Source organism: Pseudomonas sp. St386 (assembly GCF_018325865.1).
GTDB classification, from domain to species: Bacteria; Pseudomonadota; Gammaproteobacteria; order Pseudomonadales; family Pseudomonadaceae; genus Aquipseudomonas; species Aquipseudomonas brassicacearum.
Genome location: NZ_AP021900.1, coordinates 2,677,279 through 2,694,315, shown reverse-complemented (window position 1 = coordinate 2,694,315; position 17,037 = coordinate 2,677,279). Strand labels below are relative to the sequence as shown.

Here is a 17,037-nt window from a genome sequence, read left to right as displayed (position 1 = left end):
AAGCCCCTAGCGCAATGAGCGTGGCGCCAGCAACGAGGCAAAGAGTCAGGGCATAGCGGCTGAGCAAGGATAGAACAGGCTTCAAGATAAGTGTCCGATTGAGGGCAGATGCTGCACGAGCAAACCGTAGATGAGCGCGAAAATGGCGAGTTCGACGAGCGGCCAGTGAGCGAACAGGCGGTAGATGCCCACGACGCGGAGGACGCGGAGGACGCGGAGGACGCGGATTATCGCGACGGTGGCAAAAATGGCGACGAATACCAGCGCCAGTAAACCGGGGATGAGGACGCCACCGACGTCGAGATCAACGATCATGAGGCGCACTCGCCGTATGACTGGGACCTAGTGCAAATCCAAGGTCCATGAGCAGCTCGGCGATCCGGGAGCGGTCGTTGATCGAGCTGTCAGCGATCATCACCTGCAAGGTCTCGATACGCTGGTCAAAACCGATCGGATCAACATGATCCTTAAGGTCTCTGGCGCTGAAGCGTGCGGCGATCGCGCAAAGCAGCTCACCCAGCTTTTCGGCAATGTTGCCGTCAACCTGCGGGATGATCTTGCGAAGCGACCCAACAGCGTGCCCGACGCGCAGATGGTGCAAGGTATCGTCGAGAACATCTGAATAGCCTTTGTTGGACACCCGTAGCCTTGGTAGCAGCAGCGCCGTGCGATCGATCATAAGGTTCGTCCAATGCCGGTCATCGGCTACATTACCCAGCGCTCGACGGCTGACGCCCCTGCGACTCAATCGAAGCAACCGGCTGATCGCCGCGTCGACCGGGACGGTCTGGAACAAGGTCATGCTGACCGCCCCGAATCCGACCGCCGCGAAGAGCGCAACAACAGTATTGAGGGATGCAGCGAAGTCGCCGGCGTAGGTGGCGCGCAGCCCCGATAGAATCGGAATGGTCAGGGTGATACCGAGTGCCATGAACGTTGTCGGCGGACGCGCTTGCAGGGAACCCGCGAACAGGAACGCCGGTGCTAGCACTGCAACAAGGAGAGCGAAGTCCGTGACCTGAGGAAGAATGACGAAGCTGTAGGCAAAGCTGATGACCACCCCATAGATCGAGCCGAGCATATATTTGATGACGTTAGGGGCTGGCGCATCGACATTCCCGAACAGCGTGCAACATACGCCGAAAATCGATACGGCTGTCCCGCCCTCAGGCCAGGCCGACCAGATCCAGAAAGCGCAGCTGATCAGGATGCCGACGATGGCACCCAACGCGGCCCGGCCCGCCATCCAGCGATCGCGGTGATAGATGTAGCCCTTCGCGGGCTTGGGCCAATGAAGCACTGTCGCCTCGTGTGATAGGTCGGCAGTCACGATGTGGCGCCCCAGGTTGTCGCAGTCCTGGAGCAGGCCAATCATTTCGCCAAGATAACCGGCGAGATTAGCGGCGAGCCTGACGCCAGGCGCTGCGGCGTCTACGTCGAAACGTTTGTTGATCTCGCGTGCATGGGCGATTAAACACATTGCCACGCCCTCCCGGTCGACCGCCTCGACAGCCGGGATCCACGTCGCAATGTCATCGAGCAAAGCGACCAGTTCATCGGGCGCGTTGTAGCCGTCCATACCCAGGGAATGGATCCGGTCCTCGATCTCCGCAGCGAGCGCAAGCAATCGCGCGAGCCGGTCATGGATCAACTGTACCGACTCGTGCCGCAGCCCAGGGGCAGGATCATAGGGTAGGTGCGTTGCAAGCCCCTGAAGGGCAAGAAGATCTACTGCGAGCTGGGTGCGGTCGCGACGATTCTCGCTCGGCGCTCCCTTCAAGGCGTCAGCTGCCAACTGACGGGCGTCCCGCAGCGCTGCCAACAGCTTGCCAATGAACTGACCCGTCATACGCTTGGGCAGGATGTAGCGATGCACTAGAACCGCACACAGTATCCCGATGGAGATTTCCTGGACCCGCACAGAGGCTGTATCAAACACCGTGCCTGGATCAAGGACGCAGGGAAATCCGATCAGGCTCGCGGTATAACCCGCAAGAACGAAAGCATAGGCTCTTGGCGTGCGATCAAGCAGCGAGAAATAAAGACACAGGCCGATCCAGCAGGCGAGCACCACGCTGCATACGATAGGGTCGTTCACGAAATTCGGAATGATTGCCACCGTTGCCGCCGCCCCGGCGAGGGTTCCCACGAAGCGACAGACACCGCGACTGAGCGACGCACCCGCAGACGTCTGCGAGACGATGTAGACAGTCACTATTGCCCAGTAGGGATTGGCAAGTCCTATACGCAGCGAAACATAGTAGGCCAACATCGCCGCGGCAAAGCTCTTCGCCGAAAACAGCAACGCGTCCACATCTGCCCTCATGGCAGGAGTTTGCAGGAGAGACACTACCGCGTGCGCTATGCCGACGTCGGCGCGCCCAGGTGGTTTGTTCACAGCAGATAGGATGTTCATGCGAACCATTATTGCTGCGTTGCCAACGCAAATAAATTCAGTATTCTTCCAAAATATCCCTAAAAGCTGCCAACCGATGCCACTCACACCATCAGCCGTCTCTGTCTTCGACCCCGACCTCACGGATCGGACGGCGGTGGCCCGGCAGCTCGACTTTGCAGATCACCAAGCGGAAGTGCCGACGCATGTGCATCGCAAGGGTCAACTGATCCTCGCGCTGCACGGGGCGGTCACTTGTACTGCGGACAACGAGATCTGGATCGTACCGCCCAACTGCGGTGTCTGGATTCCGGGCGGCGTGCCCCATAGCGCACGGGCGACAGCGAATGCCCGGCTCAATTATCTGTTCGTGAACCCCGGAGCGGCGAAGCTGCCCGAGGATTGCTGCACGCTGTCCATCTCCCCGATGATCCGGGAAATGGTTGATCGGCTGGCACAGGAGCCTGCCGATTATCCTCCGGTTGGCCATGCCGCCAGGCTTGCGAGAGTGATCCTCGACGAACTGGTCGAAATGCCGCGTGAGCGCTTCAACCTCCCCATCTCCAGTCATCCAAAAATTCGTGCGATAGCCCATGCACTGACGCTCACCCCTTCCGACCGCAGTACGTCAGCCGAATGGGCCAAACGCGTGGCGATGAGCGACAGGTCGCTGTCTCGATTGATGATTCGTGAGACGGGCCTTACGTTTGGACGCTGGCGGCAACAGTTGCACCTTGTCGTTGCACTGCGAGAGTTGGCCAGTGGTTCGAAGGTGCAGAACGTTGCAACCGAGCTGGGCTATAACTCGGTCAACGCCTTTATCACTATGTTCAAAAAGGCCCTGGGGAGCACGCCCGCACAGTATTTTGCACAACGTGGAGCGCTGCTGCCGTCGGCTCCAAAACGAAGCATGGCTTCAAGCATGGACGGGCAGAACCAACCCGAAAAGAACAAAAAAACCACCACAGACTTTATTGAATCGCCACCCGGTTCGGGCTAACCACGGCCTGACTTGGTGCGCAGCGCTGGCCACTAGATACTCAACGACGAACTCCACCACGGCGTAAGTCAATGCGATGACGACCGTCTGCGCGATGATGCTTCTGTGGGGATCCAGGAATGGCGGGATAAATGCGGTGAATAGCAGCAGCGCCTTGGGATTTGAAATGGCCGATACCAACCCCTGGCGGAACAGCGACCAGCCTCGGAAGTTCCTGGTACCCGTTGCATCAAGACTCACGGGTGGGGAGCGCCACAGCCCGAATCCCAACCAGATCAGATAAAGCCCGCCGATTATCTTCAACGCTGTGAACCAGGTGGCCGACGCCTGGATCAGCGCCCCCAATCCCAATGCGCAAAGTGAAAGCACGACGGCAAAGCCGAGAACGCCACCCGTGATAGTGAACAACGTTTTTCGGCTCCCATGAATGGCTCCATGGGTAAGCACTAATAGCGCATTGGGTCCTGGCACTACCGCTATGCCGCAGCAGGTAAACAGATAGAGCAACCAAGTCTCAAATGGCATGATCCGATCCCAGTGTGTCGATCCTGATCAGCATCCTGCGAGTGAACAGCCGCCATGAAAAGCGCATAATTCACGTCGTAGCCATTCGATTAACGAATAGAGGTGACAGCGATGCCTGCCAGCGATTTGCAGACCGATTGGCTCAAGTGTTTCGTGGCAGTGGTGGATGCAGGTTCTCTATCGGGTGCAGCCCACGAGGTCAACAGATCGCAATCAGCTGTCAGCATGCAGATGAAGAAGCTGGAGGCAGCCCTTGGACGGCCGCTATTGAGTCGTGGCCCGAGGCACCTACACCTGACCGCTGACGGCCAGACGCTGCTGGGCTACGCCCGCCGCATACTTGCGCTCCACGCAGAAGCCCAAGCGGCATTTCACGGTGAAGAGTTAACCGGACGAATCCGCCTTGGCGTCGCGGAGGACTACGCGGCAAAGTATCTCACGCCCGTTCTGAAGCGCTTTTCGCCGCGCTACGCAGGCGTGGAAATAGAGTTGACCTGTGAACAGTCGACCACGCTGATACCACGTGTGCGAAGCGGCGATCTTGATCTTGCGCTGGTGTCCAGGGACACGCCTCAAAGCGGCACATTCCTCTTCAAGGAACCCATGGTTTGGGTGGGTTCACCCCAGTTCGAACTATGGAGGCGAGACCCGGTGCCCATTGCAGTCTACGAAAGGGAGAGCCTGGCTCGACGCTATGCAGTGAACTCACTGACCCAGCAGGGACGTGAATTCAAGGTGGTATACAACAGCTCCAGCCTTGCTGGCCAGGTGGCCGCAGTCGAGGGAGGACTCGCTATCGCCGCGATCACTCAGTGCAGCGTGCAGCCATCGCTTCACGTCTTAAGCAACGAACACGGCTTAGGAAACATTGAACCTATGGAAGTGTCGATTCTACGTAGCCGAACCTCTCGCGGGTCTAAAGCAGTCAATAGCCTTCATGCTTTTATCATCAGCGCGCTAAGACTTCAGGCGTAGTCAACCGGCTCTGGGGAGGTAATCAGGTGGAAAGCCGGATCGCCACCATGCCGATACCCTAGAGCAAGGTGGTCCTGAAATAGGTTTACACCTGTTTCACCCCAACGTCCGCTGGAACGAATTGTCAGGCGTCTACAACAGTACGGCTTCAATTGGGCGCCTCAAGGATCTGGGCATCTCGGGTCCACGACCGAACCGAATGACAAGATCAGGCCTTTCACCCAAGATACCGATTGATTTGGCGAACTGCGGCCTGAGTGACGCGACTTCCACCGGCTGATTAAGGTGAGCGGTTCGAACATCCATCGCCGTTGCCTGCAAAGCAAACCGTTGAAAGGCACGACCCACCTCGATCCAGTGATGCTTGTCCTCAAGCGCTGAAACAAATACCGCAATGCCGGAGGAGCTCCGAACATGTCGCGCGTACTTGTCATTTTCGGACTCTTCGGAAAAAAAGAAATCAAACATCAGGCCACCAAGCCAACTGGGGACAGTTGGGTTGCCGGAAGAACCTGTAAACAGTCCGTCGCCCTGCCTCGCAGCCTGCCCTCCGTTGAAACGCAACCATTCTTTGAGTTCGCGCACAAATGCCGGATCACGCATCTGTGCGGTGTTTCCCTGAACCACGAAGTCAAGGACATTCTCCATGTCCTGTTTATCCGTGAGCAACTGAACCCGAACGCCATTTCCCGAGCCGGCTATTTCCAGAAGCCGCAGTTCGTCGTTTGAAAGAGGCTTGGCATCAAATTCGGCCCTGGTCGACTGCCGACGCGGGATTGCCTCGAAAAGCGGAGTTCGGACCTGCGCTGCGCGCTCCAAGGAGATGTTCCATGATTCGTTTTTCCCGGTATTGAAAACGGCATCACCCCTAAAGCCCATCGCTGCCGCTGCCTGCACAAGGTTCTCGGCGGCGCAGCCGAGGCTGACAAAAAGGTGGTGATCGTCTGGATCGACAATCGGACATCTGCGTTGATAGTCAGGCAGGATTGAAATCGACTGATCGTCCAGCCCGAACTTCCAGCACTGGGTGTTGTGACTGGATGGCGCCAGGGTTGCGTAGCGCACAAGTTCGCGCAGTACTGCAGGAACGTTACTCGAATCGAGTTCGCTGTGACGCCATATCTGCTTCACGGCATGCTCATATTCCACACTGCCCTTGCTCAAGGTGTGGAACGCAAGGGCCCCTGCGGCACCCACCCCCGTTGCTGCAGCAGCAGTGATGAACTTTCTTCTCGTCAACATTGAACTACGCCTCCCATCTTTGAACGCCTGACGTTTGGTTAATGGGCGGGCGTTAGCCCTGAGTGCCGTAGCGCTCTTGAGCTTCTTTATAACTCAACTCGTTTTTTTCGACAGGCACAAAAAAGCCACTCATCGAGTGGCTTTTTTCTGAATCCTGGAGCGGGGAACGAGACTCGTATCTGGTGTCCGATCCCTGGACATTAGGGAAAGACGACAATGCGCGACGAGGAAGGCTGCTACACGATATCGCCATCATCCTGAGCAGGCGGACGCGCGGGTACTGAGGACGACGTTTGGACCTGCGTAGCTGCGAGCGGCTGCATGGGCACGCTCTGACCATGAACGACTTGGCTTTGAGAGGTGGCCGTGGGGCGTTGCCTCAGGGCGCCCACGCTTTTGTCCCAGGCCGATTGGGAGGTGGTGCCAATGGCGCTAGCAACGCTAATGACTCCATCCCCTGCCGCTTGGGCTGCACTTTTTGCGTGGTTGCTCGCTGAAACAGCTGTCTCCTTGGCAAACCTGGCGCCAGTGAGCGATGTCTTGACTGCAAGCTCACCTCCCTTGACCGCCACCCGGCCAGCTGCATCTGCGCTCCCTTCTACAGCTTTTGGTACATGGGCATCGACAGCAGCGACGGCTTTTTTCGGCAATGATCCACCTAGCGAGGCGCCAGCTGCCCACAGCCCGAAAGCCAGGGTACCCAATACGTTTTTTACACCCTCCGAGGCTGCGGTAGCCGCCATTTTTCCCAGCTCCTTCGACTTGGCCAAGTTGGCTGTGGCGGCTGTACCCGCGCCCATGGCAGAAAAACCGCCAATCAGGAGACCATTTCCTAAGACACTGACCGGGTCTGCTATCTCTTTCAAGGCATCGCCGCTGATGACCGCATTCAGAGCCGTAGCCGCGCCTTCACCCAGCCGCGCGGAGACCATCTTGACCAGGGCAGTGGCATCGAGATCCTTTAACGTCTGGAAGTCATCCAGCCATTCGGTATCTTGATCAATAGGCTTATGAGCCTGCCCTTGCGGTACAGCATCGCGACGACCATAGAGCATTGCCGGGTCAGCTAAATGGTTAGTGCGATCGCGGCTCACATTGTAATGCTCGATTGCCATACCCACGATGATAGCCGTGACCGGCCGTAGGGCAGGCTGCAGGACTGCATCCAGGTGCTCTTTGCCAGCAGCCGTCATGGCAAGCGTTGACGCGTACATTGCAGTATTACGTACGGCAAACCCGGTAAGCCACTTGTTGGCTTCGTCAAAAGCATTGCGCAATGGACCTTTGTCCAACGCCAGCAGCTTTTCCGCCACTGATGCTTGAAGCGCCGGGTGCAGCGTATTGCTCTCGGGTTTAAGGTAATAACCAGGCTTGAAGCCTGCAATCAGCTTGTTACCACCAGCATCCGCCATACCGGCATACAAGCATGCCATAGCGTTCTCTATAGCCGCTTCGCGTACGGTATTGGCATGCTGGCCCGCTACCTGGAGGATGGACGGCTTGAAATTGCCTGCCTCGGTGAGCGCCGCAAAGGGCGTCCCCCCCATCCCGGACTTTATAGACGCAAACAATCTGTCGGCTCTGGCGGCGTTTTTTTCCGCCTTCTCCATGTCATGGACATTATAGCCTCCTGCCTCCAACCGTAGAGCACGGTCATCGCGAATGGCGTTCAGCTCCGCGTTGCGGGCGCTTGAAGCAGGGGCAGCGGGTTGATCGGAGCCGGCTTCTGTTTCAAGGTGAGCCTCGAAATGGTTTTGAAGCCGCGTGCTCATCGCTAACCCGATAGCGCCGAGGTCAGGAGAGTGAGAGGTCTGTTGCGTTGCTTCCTGCTGTATCTCATCAGGTACACGAGTCAGCTCGCGGCTTGCACGTACATTAGGCGTATCCATGGCATGTCCTCGTAGTGATCGGCAGATAGAAGAATGCAAATGACTCCGGTATGAGCGGCGACATCCTTACACCTGAGTGACCGTGCAGAGAGAAGCGTTCCAAAGGATGTAATAAAAATGAAAACCAGCTCCCCCAAACGAGGAAGAGGATCGTGCGCGCAAGCTCGCAGGGGGCCGGTGCGTCAGTGGGCCGTGACAAGCCTTCCAGCGTAAGCGTTCCGAGAACAGTAAGCGGCTGGTGATCCGCAAGCGGCTACCGGGGGAGCCGGATCAAAGGTGCAGCGCCGGCCTCGCCTGGGCACTGCCATGGGCCGAAGGGACTCGAACACGCAACGCAATCAGCAGCGCGGCCAGCAGCATCAGCACCGCCGCCGCTACGAATACGCCTGCGCTGCCACCGAGGCTGAACATCGCACCGCCAGCAGCGGCGCCCGTTGCGATGGCCGACTGCACAGAAGCCACCACCATGCCTCCGGCGCTTTCCGCCTGATCAGGTATCGCGCTGGCGACCCAGTTCGACCACGCCACCGGCACACCGCCAAAGGCCAGGCCCCAGATCGCCAGCAGCACCGCCTGCCCTGGCACCGAGGCCGGCAACAGAACCAACGCCAGTGCCGCAACGCCCACCAGCGCGGGCATCAACACCAGGGTGGCCAGTGGATGACGCTCAAGCAGCCACCCGGCCAACAGCGTGCCGCCGAAGTTCGCCACACCGAAACCCAGCAGCATCAGCGACAACCCTTGCGGACCGATGCCGGTGGTGCCCTCGAGGAATGGCCGAACATAGGTGAACATCGCAAAGTGGCCGCTGTGCACCAGCACACAACCGAACATCCCCATGGCGATGCCCGGGCGCCGCAAAACCTCGAGTACGGTGCGCAGGCGTGCCGGCGTGCGCGGCGCAAGGCGCGGCAGCGTGAACGACTGGAAAGCCAGGGTCACAAGACCTACCGCCGCCGCTGCAAAGAACGCGCTGCGCCAGCCATATAGCCCGCCCAGGTAGCTGCCCAGCGGGACCGCAACCACCGTCCCGACGGCAATGCCGCTGAAAATGATCGAGAGCGCTCGAGGCAACAAAGCTCCCGGTACCAAGCGCATCGCCACCGCTGCCGCCATGCTCCAGAACCCACCAAGGGCGATGCCCAGCAAGATACGCATCACCAATAGCACCGCGAAACTGGAGGAAACGGCGACCAAAAGATTGGATGCGATCATCAAGGTGGAAAAACCCAGCAGCACCCAGCGGCGGTCGATATCGCGAGTCAGGCCTGGCACCAACAGACCAGCGAACAGCGCCACCACTGCTGTCACCGTTACCGCCTGGCCAGCCAGCGCTTCGGACACGCCCAGATCGGTAGCCATCGGCGTTAGCAGGCTGGCCGGAAGGTACTCGGCGGTGAGTAATCCGAACACGCCCATTGCCAACGAGAAGACTGCCATCCACGCAGGGGTTGCAGGTTCTACATACAGCCCGGCGCCGGGACGGCTGTCGGATACGGCATTACACACACAATCAGTCATTGCACGGATCTCCCAATTTGAATGGCGACCCGCAGTCTAGGCGTGGGGTACTGGATGATCTATGATCAAAAACCTCGATTTTTTGACTGAAACACCTGAACGATGCCTACCGATCAGTTTGCCCTCTCCTCGGATCTCATCAACGAACTGTTGCGCGGCATGCGCCTGCGTGGCGTCGAGTACCGACGTATCCAAGCCGGTCCAACCTTCGGCCTGGGCTTCGCTGCCAAACCTGGACATGCCTGGTTCCACTTCCTGGCGGTCGGCAATGCAGTGCTGCGGATGGAAGACGGGACAACGTATGCGCTATCTGCCGGCAACGCCGTATTCATCTCCCATGGCGCGGCCCATCAACTGCTTTCCCATGCGGAGGTGCCTGTTCAGGACATCGACCGTTTAGACGGTGCCCCCCTCGGTGATACGGTCAGCGCGGTGGATGCCGGGACCGATGCCAGCCCCACGCCAACCACCCTTTTGTTCAGTGGCTGCATGGAGTTTGAACTGGGCAGTATCCATGGCCTTGGCAGGCTGATGCCGGGCCTGATGCTGATTGATGCCGGTGGCCAGCGTTACCCCGGACTGGTGCCTATCCTGGCCACCATGGAGCGCGAGGTCAGCGCCGCACGTGTCGGCTTCGCCGGCATCCTCGCGCGTTTGGCCGACGTGGTGGCCGCCATGGTCGTTCGCGGCTGGGTGGAGTGCGCCTGCGGTAATGCCTCTGGCCTGGTCGCTGCATTACGCGATCCACGCTTGGCAAGTGCGCTTCTCGCGCTCCATCAACAACCGGGGCGCGACTGGACCGTTGCGCAGCTGGCGGAGCAATGCAATACCTCTCGCTCGGCCTTCGCGGACCGTTTCCAAGCGACTATTGGCATGGCCCCACTGCGCTACGTCACTGAGGTGCGGATGCGGCTTGCGAGCCAGTGGTTGACGCTTGAAAGGCTGCCGATTGAAGAGGTGGCGCAACGCCTGGGCTATACATCCCAGGCGGCTTTCAGCCGCGCATTCAAGCGTATTACAGGCAAGACGCCTGGATTAAGCCGTCAGTCGAGGCAGTCCGCTGTTTCCTGAAGCCGAGCGGCTTACTTCCAAGCGCCTCCCCGACAGGGCTCACCGTACCTGGTACAGCACAGCAGCCCCTGGCTTGGGTTCGAAGGCCGGCACAGTGCGCTGCTCAAGTGGCATACCCTTGGCATCCCAAACCAAGGTGTCCGATGGGTACTCGTCCTTGCGGGTCATGGCGTCGATCTGCTTGGCGATCACCTCCGAGCTTGCAGGCACTTCGGGGTTCCATTCAAACACGCCAACTCTACCGTAGAACACAGCCGGTGCGTCGACATCGAGGCGTCGGTCAGGACACATGACCAAGCCGCGGTCGAGCATAACCCGCAACGCGCCGACAGGCACCGCCTTCACCGTGGGCGTGGTGCGTTCTGTGCTGTGGCCCGGGCAGACATTGGCCGAGCGAGTAACCATGTCCTCGACCACTTGACGATCGGATTGGGCCTGCGCCGAAAAGGCAACGGCAGACAGGACGAGCACTACCAGATTTGACTTCCAGGGCACGCGAGACCTCCTATGGAAAAAATACTCCAACGTTGCGGACCGCCCCCATGTAAGAACAGTCCGTTGCCAAGGGCAAATTTTAAGACTACCACGACATTATTCTGTTCCACTTGCTGATACATCCCATGGCAGTCAGTAACGGTGATAAGAATGTTTGACTTCAGCAGGCTCATGAAAAGCCAGTTCACGCCCCCAAGACCTCTGTGTCTGTTAATGGCTTTGACCCTGTGTGCGCCTTTCTCAATAGCCTATGCAGCAGACACTCAGCCGAACTCGGCAGAAATAGGCGCAACAAAAAACCGCACCGCAATGAACGACATTCCTCCACGCCTTCAATGGGAAGCGAACTATGGCTATTGCGGTGAGACCGCGCTCATCAGTGCCGGACTTTACTATGGCCAATACGTTTCACAATTCGATGCCCGCGCAATCGCCAGCCCGAACGTTAAACAATCCAAGCGGGGCAGTCAGTTACTATTGGGGAGGAACGATGGGGCCACCGCTGCTCAAATGGGTTATCGACCGAGACGGCAAGACGCTGCCGGTTCGTCTGACAACCGACGCGAATGAAGAAAAACCGGCAATGGGCGAAGGCTCCAGTACTCGTCCTGCTTCCGCGAAGGTGAACTTGACTGTCACTGTATCGGGACTCAAGCCAGGCGTGCCTTACAACCTGTACCGATACGACAGCTTCGACAACGTGCCTGAGTCGGGCTTTAACGCAAAAGCATCAAAGGCGGAAAAACACTGGGAGATCGACAGCAAGGAGGGGTCTACTTACGTGTTGAAAGAAACCATACGTTCAGACCAGGTCGCCGTGTACCGAGCCGTTCCGGTGACTGCTCCATAGGCCCACTGGTTGGAAAGCCGACTCGCCCAACGCCTGACATGTTCCTGTCAGCCTCCGGTCACTCTGACGTCAGATCCTTCCCCCTAAAGTACCCTCAATGACTGCCCCTACGGTGCCAGCGTTACAGGCACCAAGGACACATCGCTTTAGCTGGACCTCTTGCCATCAACCGGAAGGAGAAATGCAATGAGCCATCCTGATGCGCACGTCAGTGCCCTTGACCCATTCACTTGGCAATCGACGCTCGACAGCAATCTGGACAGAAACGGCCTGTTGCTCCGCCTGTTCGCCGAACAGCGACTCATGGCCGCGCAGGTGCGGGCCTGCAAGCTGGATCACAGGGACTATCTGCTTTCGCTGATTGATCCGGTATTGGCGGTGAACGACGGCACTCAGCACTCATCAAGCGTCGATGGCCATCGAATGCGGAGCGTCATCACCGAAGCGGCAAAGAAAGCTCATTGGGGCAAGCCCCCAAGACATGGTCGGGCGCAAGGCATCGCTGCCCACTATGACGCGCAGACCTGCATGGCGGTCGTTCTCGATATCGAAGTGAGCGACGAAGGCCGCTTGATCATTCATGACGCGGTCGTTGTCGCGGACTTGGGCTTCTTGAAAAATCCTGGTCGTGTGCGCTCGCAGCTCCAAGGCGCTTGCCTGATAGGGATAGCGTTTGTGACATCCTGCGATTTTGATCCGACTATCGGAGATACCCGGCCCAAACCTGCCTATCGCACCCGTTGGCCACTCGTCTCATGGCTGCCAGGACAGATCGCCGTGCACCTGATCAATCCCACCGGGGCTCCCGAAGCCGGCCAGCCCAGCCAGACCAGTTACGCACCTGTCGCCCGGGCCTTGTGCAATGCGATTGCCGCACGACAGTCGCCACAGCAAGCCAGCTAAATCAAAGCTTCCAGATCAGATGAGGTTCTGCGCCATGCCTTTAAGATCCAATGTTTCTTTCAACAGCCGCGGGCAACGCGGCGCGGACCTGTTCGTAGAAGTGCTTCGCAGCGAAGGTGTACGCTACGTCTTCGGCAATCCGGGAACAACCGAACTGGCTTTGCTCGACGCCCTCTCAGGCGCCTCAGACATCCAATACATCCTCGGCCTCCAAGAGGCCTCAGTCGTAGCGATGGCCGACGGTTATGCGCAGGCATCCGGTCGCCCTGGCTTCGTCAACCTCCATACCGCCGGTGGACTCGGCAATGCAACGGGCGCCATTCTCAACGCGAAGATGGCGAATACGCCGCTTGTCGTCACGGCGGGTCAACAAGACACGCGACATGGCGTGACCGACCCGCTGCTCCACGGAGACCTCGTCGCTCTCGCCAGACCGAGCGTCAAATGGGCGGAGGAAATTCATCATCCCGAACACATCCCGATGCTGCTGCGTCGTGCGTTTCAGGACTGTCGCACGGGGCCGGCCGGTCCGGTTTTCCTTTCCCTGCCGATTAACGTGATGGAGCAACACACGGATGTAAAGGCTGGCCCGCCATCGCGAATCGAGCGCGGTGCCGTGACCGGGGCGATTGAGGAATTGGCCGCGGCCTTAGCGACAACTACCCCCGGTCGTCTGGCGATTATCGTTGGCGAAGAAGTGATCCAGTCGAGCGCGGAAGTTGAAGCCGTGATGCTCGCCGAAGCACTCGGCGCGCCGGTCTACGGGCCATCCTGGCCCGGGCATATTCCGTTCCCGACAGCTCATCCGCAGTGGCGGGGAACGCTGTCTGCGAAGGCTTGCGATATCAGGGAGACGTTCTCTGACTTCGACGCGGTCTTCCTGCTCGGCGGCCATTCGTTGATCAGCTATCAATATTCCCAGGGCCCCGCTATTCCATCTCACTGTCGCCTTATCCAATTGACCGGCGATGGACACCAACTAGGCAGAGTCCACGAGACAGCACTAGGGCTGATCGGGGATATAAGACTCTCCTTGCAAACGCTGTTGCCGATACTGGACAAGAAATTGGCCCCACACAGCGAGGCAATCGCGACGCTGCGAAACGTCGCGGGCCAAGAACGCGATACACGTCGTGCCGACGTCGCCGCTCGCGTCAGTCGCGAATTCAACACTCCGGTGACAACGCCTTTCGTGGCTGCCCACGAGGCTATCCGGGCAATCGGGCCGGACGTCTGGATCGTCGACGAAGCACCCGCCACGATTCCTCATGTCCGTGCCTGCCTGGATTCCCATTCGGCCCGCCAGTATCTTTTTACCCGCAGCGCCATCCTGGGCTGGGGCATGCCGGCGGCCGTCGGTACATCGCTTGGCCTGGACCGCAGCCCGGTAGTCTGTCTGGTCGGTGATGGCTCGGCAATGTACTCACCGCAAGCACTCTGGACGGCGGCGCATGAACGGCTGCCGGTCACGTTCGTTGTCATGAACAACGGCGAATACAACATTTTGAAGAACTACGCTCGTAGCCAGGCGCACTATCTAAGTGCAAGCACTGACCAGTTCATCGGCATGGAACTTTGCGACCCGGCGATCGATTTCCTGGCCCTCGCCTCCTCCCTGGGGGTCCCTTCCCGCAGGATCGAGCGCGCCGGCGATATTGCGGGAGCTGTCGAAGAAGGTATTCGCTCAGGCTGCCCGAATCTCATTGAACTACCGATCATGCCCTGAAGGAATGGGCGCACCTTGTCCCTGCCCCGCCTGTACGGGACTTATTCTGGTATGCCGAACTGTCATTTCTGAGAGTGCAATCGCGAGTTCCTGAACAGAGTTAGGCCTAGATGCTCATCTCGCGGTGCAAACTGCTCCAGCAACAAGCCGATTCAGTGCACGTCAGCATCCTGGACTCGATCCTGGACCTTGAACGCAACAGAGAAGACATTCAGAGTCATCGCAACCAGTGCGTAATATCCGAATACCCCCGTCAACTCGACGACAGCGGGCTCTCCAAACGCTTGCACAGCTTGCGCATAAAGACCGTCGTCGATACGGCGAGTCTCGTACAGCGTCTTGCCCACTCGATAAACCAGCAGTTCATCATCTCGGGTGAATCGCGGCGATGTCTGCTGACGCAGCGCTTCGATGACCTGATCAGATACACCCGCCGAACGCGCGATCGGTTCATGAATCTGCCACTCGGCCTGTGGTTGCCCACCATGAAGCCGTGAACAGGATTGCGAGTTCGCAGCCGAGTGCTATAGCGGCAGAACGCACCCAGTCGCTGAGCATGATGGGTTAGTTCAGGGCTGCGAATCAGGGTCGATAGCGGCCCTTGGTGACAGGCAGCTACCCGCGACGAACGTCGATCAAGAATCGGATGGATCAGCGCGATTTAAACGCAGACATGTCCTGAAGCAACATGGTGAGTAAGCGACTCGAGCCGACACTCAGTTGCCTTCCCAAGCGGCTGATCAAATGCACTCGCGGGCTGGCAAAAATTTCGTTGTGCAGAGCCAGAGTACAAAGGCGACCGGCCTCCACCTCTTCGTCCACCACGAACGTGGGCAGGAGCGTCACTCCGCCTTGCATGGAGTAACGCTTGAGCATGGCGATGGTGTTGCAGGTCAAGGTCGGATTTAGCATGACACCCAACTGATGCTCAGCGAGCGTGAGAATCTGTCTGATGCCAAAGGAGACACCTGGCAACGCCAGTCGGTACGAGTCCAATCCTTCAAGCGGAATCGGGCTTTTGGTTTGGGCCAAAGGGTGCTGTGGATTAACGATCACGCGGACCGGCTGCGGTTGGGAGGCGTGGGTGCGTATTTTCGGATCAGCCGCCGGGTTGAATACCAAGCCTAAATGCGCTTCATCCTCTACGACCTGCCGTATGACTTCGTTACTACCGCATACATTCACCTGAATTTCGACCTTTGGGTAGAGCGCTGAGAAGTTGCTCAGCGGACCTGCCAATCCATCGATGAATCCTTCTCCCACCGCCAGCACCACGGATCCGCTCTGAAGCCCTCGCAACGCCTGCAGGGAATCAAGCAACAGTTCTTGATGCGTCAGACGCTGGCGGTAATAGCCCAGTACGCGGTCACCGGCCTCGGTAGGTTTTACACCCCGCCGATGCCGCTCCAGCAGTGGCGCACCGAGTTCCTGCTCGAGCTGGCTTATCTGCCGGCTTACGGCGGACGGCGCGACGTTCAGGAAATCAGCCGCAGCTCGTACGCTGCCAAGTCTTACGGCCTCGAAGAAATAGAGGATTCGACGATCCTGCACCAAGCTCATACATCTCCTGTGTTGCGCTAAAGGCAACAAAGTTTCGAATTTGTGAATATTGCTGGAGCTTCCGCGGCGTGTCCATACTCGATCCATCAGCAACAGGAGATGGATATGAGCCCCCTTTGGCAGCGCCTTCGCGATCAAGCCCACCAACTGGCCGAGCGCAACCCGGCACTACGCGACTATGCGACAAGCCACCTGCTGGCCTATTCCACCTTCGAGGCTGCGCTCGCCGCGAACCTTGCACGTCAGCTGCAAGCGCAAGCCAGCAACGTGGCATTGGAAAGCTGGTTCAAGTCGATCATCGCCGCCACCCCCTCCATCGCGCAGGCCGCCGCCGCCGATATCAACCATTTGGAAGTCGTCAATCCTGCCTGCCTGGACCACCTCACGGCTTTCCTCACGTTCCGTGGCATCCAGGCGGTTCAGGCTTATCGCATTGCCCATGTGCTGTGGACTGAGGGTGACGTGCAAAGCGCCGTGCTCGTGCAGAACTGGGCAGCAAACACCTGGGCTATCGATATCCATCCGGCGGCGCGCCTGGGCAGATCCCTTTTTGTCGATCACGGCATTGGCCTCGTTATTGGCGAAACCGCCGTAGTCGAGGATGAGGTCAGCCTGTGGCACGGGGTGACGCTGGGCAGCACGCTCAACGAAGCCGGCGACCGACACCCGAAAGTCCGTAGAGGCGCACTGATTTGCGCGGGAGCGACCGTGCTCGGAAACATCGAAGTTGGCACCAACGCGATCGTGGCGGCCAACTCGGTAGTGCTCAAATCCGTGGCCGCTGGAACGGTTGTCGCCGGGACTCCGGCCAAGGTTGTCGGCAATACCCCAACGTCTCTCGCCACCTTCACAACAAAATCCCAAGGCTAACCAGGAGCCACCACC

General features: G+C 58.7%; 16 protein-coding genes. 8 read left to right on the top strand and 8 right to left on the bottom strand.

Annotated features, from left to right (window positions below):
* Positions 1-81: 81 nt before the first annotated feature.
* Positions 82-315 (bottom strand): DUF1656 domain-containing protein, encoded by a 234-nt coding sequence (locus KI235_RS11950; protein ID WP_212795758.1) that lies wholly within the window; start codon positions 313-315, stop codon positions 82-84.
* Positions 305-2,314, bottom strand: a complete 2,010-nt coding sequence (locus KI235_RS11945; RefSeq protein ID WP_244864297.1) for an FUSC family protein — start codon at positions 2,312-2,314, stop codon at positions 305-307. Before KI235_RS11945 ends, KI235_RS11950 begins: the two co-directional genes overlap by 11 nt.
* 178 nt (positions 2,315-2,492) lie before the next feature.
* On the opposite strand from KI235_RS11945, the gene KI235_RS11940 reads away from it, so the two are divergent.
* On the top strand, positions 2,493-3,395 hold the full coding sequence (locus tag KI235_RS11940; protein WP_081745371.1) for a helix-turn-helix transcriptional regulator: 903 nt from the start codon (positions 2,493-2,495) through the stop codon (positions 3,393-3,395).
* Here the strand turns inward: KI235_RS11940 and KI235_RS11935 are convergent.
* The gene (locus KI235_RS11935; RefSeq protein WP_212795756.1) at positions 3,312-3,920 is read right to left on the bottom strand and encodes a LysE family translocator; all 609 of its coding nucleotides are present in this window, start codon (positions 3,918-3,920) and stop codon (positions 3,312-3,314) included. The genes KI235_RS11940 and KI235_RS11935 overlap by 84 nt on opposite strands.
* A gap of 111 nt (positions 3,921-4,031) precedes the next feature.
* On the opposite strand from KI235_RS11935, the gene KI235_RS11930 reads away from it, so the two are divergent.
* Complete coding sequence (locus KI235_RS11930; RefSeq protein WP_027912433.1) at positions 4,032-4,895, top strand: LysR family transcriptional regulator; 864 nt, start codon at positions 4,032-4,034, stop codon at positions 4,893-4,895.
* Positions 4,896-5,027: 132 nt separating this feature from the next.
* Here KI235_RS11930 and KI235_RS11925 read toward each other — a convergent pair whose 3' ends face one another.
* From KI235_RS11925 to KI235_RS11915, 3 genes are all read right to left on the bottom strand, one after another.
* Positions 5,028-6,137 carry a twin-arginine translocation signal domain-containing protein gene (locus tag KI235_RS11925; RefSeq protein WP_003200442.1) on the bottom strand — a complete coding sequence of 370 codons (1,110 nt, stop codon included), beginning with the start codon at positions 6,135-6,137 and terminating at the stop codon, positions 5,028-5,030.
* Positions 6,138-6,373: 236 nt separating this feature from the next.
* Positions 6,374-8,026, bottom strand: coding sequence for a hypothetical protein (locus tag KI235_RS11920; RefSeq protein ID WP_043042123.1), 1,653 nt, complete (start codon positions 8,024-8,026; stop codon positions 6,374-6,376).
* A 270-nt stretch (positions 8,027-8,296) separates the two neighbouring features.
* Positions 8,297-9,547 carry an MFS transporter gene (locus KI235_RS11915; RefSeq protein WP_212795755.1) on the bottom strand — a complete coding sequence of 417 codons (1,251 nt, stop codon included), beginning with the start codon at positions 9,545-9,547 and terminating at the stop codon, positions 8,297-8,299.
* A 102-nt stretch (positions 9,548-9,649) separates the two neighbouring features.
* On the opposite strand from KI235_RS11915, the gene KI235_RS11910 reads away from it, so the two are divergent.
* Entirely contained in the window at positions 9,650-10,618 is a 969-nt protein-coding gene (locus KI235_RS11910) for an AraC family transcriptional regulator (RefSeq protein ID WP_212795754.1), read from the top strand.
* A 39-nt stretch (positions 10,619-10,657) separates the two neighbouring features.
* Here KI235_RS11910 and KI235_RS11905 read toward each other — a convergent pair whose 3' ends face one another.
* Entirely contained in the window at positions 10,658-11,113 is a 456-nt protein-coding gene (locus tag KI235_RS11905; protein ID WP_060613736.1) for a hypothetical protein, read from the bottom strand.
* A gap of 394 nt (positions 11,114-11,507) precedes the next feature.
* Here KI235_RS11905 and KI235_RS11900 point away from each other — a divergent pair, with 394 nt between their 5' ends.
* From KI235_RS11900 to KI235_RS30680, 4 genes are all read left to right on the top strand, one after another.
* Entirely contained in the window at positions 11,508-11,963 is a 456-nt protein-coding gene (locus KI235_RS11900; protein WP_223523759.1) for a hypothetical protein, read from the top strand.
* Between the two features lie 186 nt (positions 11,964-12,149).
* The gene (locus KI235_RS11895; protein WP_027912437.1) at positions 12,150-12,866 is read left to right on the top strand and encodes a hypothetical protein; all 717 of its coding nucleotides are present in this window, start codon (positions 12,150-12,152) and stop codon (positions 12,864-12,866) included.
* 34 nt (positions 12,867-12,900) lie between these two features.
* On the top strand, positions 12,901-14,592 hold the full coding sequence (locus tag KI235_RS11890; protein ID WP_003200421.1) for a thiamine pyrophosphate-binding protein: 1,692 nt from the start codon (positions 12,901-12,903) through the stop codon (positions 14,590-14,592).
* Between the two features lie 110 nt (positions 14,593-14,702).
* Positions 14,703-15,089 carry a hypothetical protein gene (locus KI235_RS30680; protein WP_013692923.1) on the top strand — a complete coding sequence of 129 codons (387 nt, stop codon included), beginning with the start codon at positions 14,703-14,705 and terminating at the stop codon, positions 15,087-15,089.
* A gap of 154 nt (positions 15,090-15,243) precedes the next feature.
* Here the strand turns inward: KI235_RS30680 and KI235_RS11880 are convergent, their stop codons facing one another.
* On the bottom strand, positions 15,244-16,152 hold the full coding sequence (locus KI235_RS11880) for a LysR family transcriptional regulator (protein WP_003200418.1): 909 nt from the start codon (positions 16,150-16,152) through the stop codon (positions 15,244-15,246).
* Positions 16,153-16,257: 105 nt separating this feature from the next.
* Between KI235_RS11880 and epsC the strand changes: the two genes are divergently transcribed.
* Positions 16,258-17,022, top strand: a complete 765-nt coding sequence (gene epsC, locus KI235_RS11875) for a serine O-acetyltransferase EpsC (protein WP_003200415.1) — start codon at positions 16,258-16,260, stop codon at positions 17,020-17,022.
* Positions 17,023-17,037: the final 15 nt, after the last annotated feature.